Source organism: Planktotalea sp. (assembly GCF_049680325.1).
Taxonomy (GTDB): Bacteria; Pseudomonadota; Alphaproteobacteria; order Rhodobacterales; family Rhodobacteraceae; genus Planktotalea.
This window is the reverse complement of sequence record NZ_JBAUHO010000128.1, coordinates 1-2,329: the sequence shown is the minus strand read 5'-3', so window position 1 is coordinate 2,329 and position 2,329 is coordinate 1. Positions and strand designations below refer to the sequence as shown.

General features: G+C 59.6%; 2 protein-coding genes and 1 pseudogene. 1 reads left to right on the top strand and 2 read right to left on the bottom strand.

The features are described from left to right. The coding region (locus tag WBC85_RS05715) for a LysR substrate-binding domain-containing protein (protein WP_424433866.1) at positions 1–823 on the bottom strand (823 nt) is incomplete at its 3' end. A 99-nt stretch (positions 824–922) separates the two neighbouring features. On the opposite strand from WBC85_RS05715, the gene WBC85_RS05710 reads away from it, so the two are divergent. Further along, entirely contained in the window at positions 923–2,122 is a 1,200-nt protein-coding gene (locus WBC85_RS05710) for a serine hydrolase domain-containing protein (RefSeq protein ID WP_424433864.1), read from the top strand. Between the two features lie 5 nt (positions 2,123–2,127). On the opposite strand, the pseudogene WBC85_RS05705 reads toward WBC85_RS05710, so the two are convergent. Then, positions 2,128–2,329, bottom strand: a pseudogene (locus WBC85_RS05705) (ABC transporter); the annotation flags it as partial.

The following is a 2,329-nucleotide window of genomic DNA, read 5'->3' as shown; positions in this document are numbered from 1 at the left end:
CCTCTGGCGCGTTTAGAAAAAAGGCCTCTTTCAAGGGCAATGCAATGTCGAAAGGGCGTACCAGCCTGCCACTGTCCAGAATAGGCCGCGACATAGATGAGCGGCCCAAGGCAATACCACCGCCCGTCGCCGCAATCTCGAATACCAGCAAAGAGGTGTCGCATTGCATGCCCTGTCCCGCATTGACGTCTTTGGCACCAGCGGCGCGCAGCCAGTTGGCCCAGCCTTCCTCATAGCCAAGTACATGCAAAAGGCGGTGATGCCTGAGATCGGACGGGGTCTTGAGCGGTGGGCCGTCCTGTCGCACATGCGGCGCACAGAGCGGCTCCAGTACTTCCCAAGTCAACCGGTCGGAGCGAAAGCCTGCCCAGCTTCCAGTGCCGTACTGAATATCCAGATCAAAGCGTTCTTTGTCGAATTCTTCGCCCCAGACGCTTGAGACCAGCCGGATCGGCACTTCCGGGTGCTTGGCCATGAAGGATGTCAGGCGCGGTGCGATCCATGCGACGGAGTATCCGACTGGTGCACGCACCGTCAGTATCTCGGAACGTCTGTTGCCAAACACCTCTTCGGTTCCGGCGGCCAGACGTTCGAACCCGTCGCGGATTTTGGGCAGATATGCGGCCCCGACTTTGGTCAGCACAAGACTGCGCGGTTTGCGTTCAAACAGCGGCTCGCGCAGGAATTGCTCTAGCAGTTTGACCTGCTTGCTGATCGCCGCTTGCGTCAGGTTCAATTCTGCCGCAGCATTGGTAAAGCTCAGATGGCGGGCCGAGGCTTCAAAGGCGCGCAGCCAAGTGAGATGTGGAATTTTCTGCCTCATGGGCAACCTTTGCATAACTCTGGTAGGGTCATTGAACGATAATCATTCGCTTGCCGCCCGCCCGATTGCGACGTCAGATGGGCGCAAATGGAGGGGCACATGACAATACCAAGTTTGCAAGTAGATCTCGGGTTCGATCCGGACAGGCTGGCGCGGATCAGTGCATGGATGCAGGCACATGTGGATGAAGGGCGGCTGGCAGGGCTGTCGGTTCAGATCAGCCGCAAAGGACAGGTGGCCTATGTCCAGCACAGGGGCCTGCGTGATATCGCAGGCGGCAAAGAGGTGTGCACCGATACTGTATGGCGCATCTATTCTATGACCAAACCGGTCACCACACTCGCGGCCTTGATGCTGTATGAACAGGGTGCGTTTCAACTGGACCAACCGGTATCGGACTTCCTGCCCGGTTTTGGTGCAGCAGGGGTCTGGTGTGGGGAAGGGCATCCGCTGGAGGATACCGAGCCGCTGCACAGACCTGTGACCATCCACGATTTGATGACCCATCAGGCGGGGCTGGTTTATGGCGATGTGCAAGGCGATGCGCTTGAGCGGGCGTGTTGCGCCGAGGGGTTGGATTTCGATTGGCCGGGCGACACGATGGCCGCCGCCGTGGCGCGCCTTACCGCTCTGCCCTTGGCGTTTCAGCCTGGTGCGCGCTGGTTCTACGGGCTGTCTACTGATGTGCTGGGACATCTGATTGAAGTGATATCGGGCCAGCCCCTGTCGGCGTTTCTCAAGAAACAAATTTTTGATCCGCTGGGCATGCAGGACACGGGCTTTGCTGTGAGCCCCGCTCAGGCAGGCCGAATGGCGACCCTTTATGATGTGGACCTGAACAACGTCTCGGGAAAATATGATCCCGAAGGGGCCGTGACCCTCGAAAGTGGCGGTGGCGGGCTGGTCTCCACGCTGGGCGATTACCAGCTGTTTGCGGATATGATGCTGGCACGCGGCGCCTATGCCGGTGGGCATCTGCTGGGGCGCAAGACTTTCGATCTGATGGTGTCCAACCACATGGGCGGTGATCTGGCCACAAGGGGGCAGACGCATTTCAGCGAGACCACGCTGCAGGGGATCGGATTTGGCTTGGGGGTTTCGGTGATGCTGGACCCAAACCGCGCCCAGATCCTTGGCTCGCCCGGAGAATTTGCCTGGGGCGGCATGGCCTCAACTGCATTCTGGGTTGATCCTGTGGAAGAGATGACCGTGATGCTGATGACGCAACTGGTCCCGTCGAGCCACTACACCCTGCGCCGCCAGTTGCGGGTGCTGAGCTATCAGGCGTTGGTCACATAGGGCCATCAGGTCGGGAGCGCGTCAGGAGCAAGATGACAGGCAATCGTCAGACCGTCCGGAAAAACCAGGTCAGGCGGCGTTGTCGTTTCGCACAGATCCCGCATGGCATGAATGCAGCGATTGGCAAACGGGCAGCCCTTTGCCGTAAGCTCAACCCCGCTGACGCTGGCGGCGCGCGCCTCGTCAGTCTGTGCGACACCCTCAAGC

Coding starts and splice junctions, on each gene's coding strand:
- WBC85_RS05710 (WP_424433864.1), top strand. CDS start 923: ATGACAATACCAAGTTTGCAAGTAGATCTCGGGTTCGATCCGGACAGG.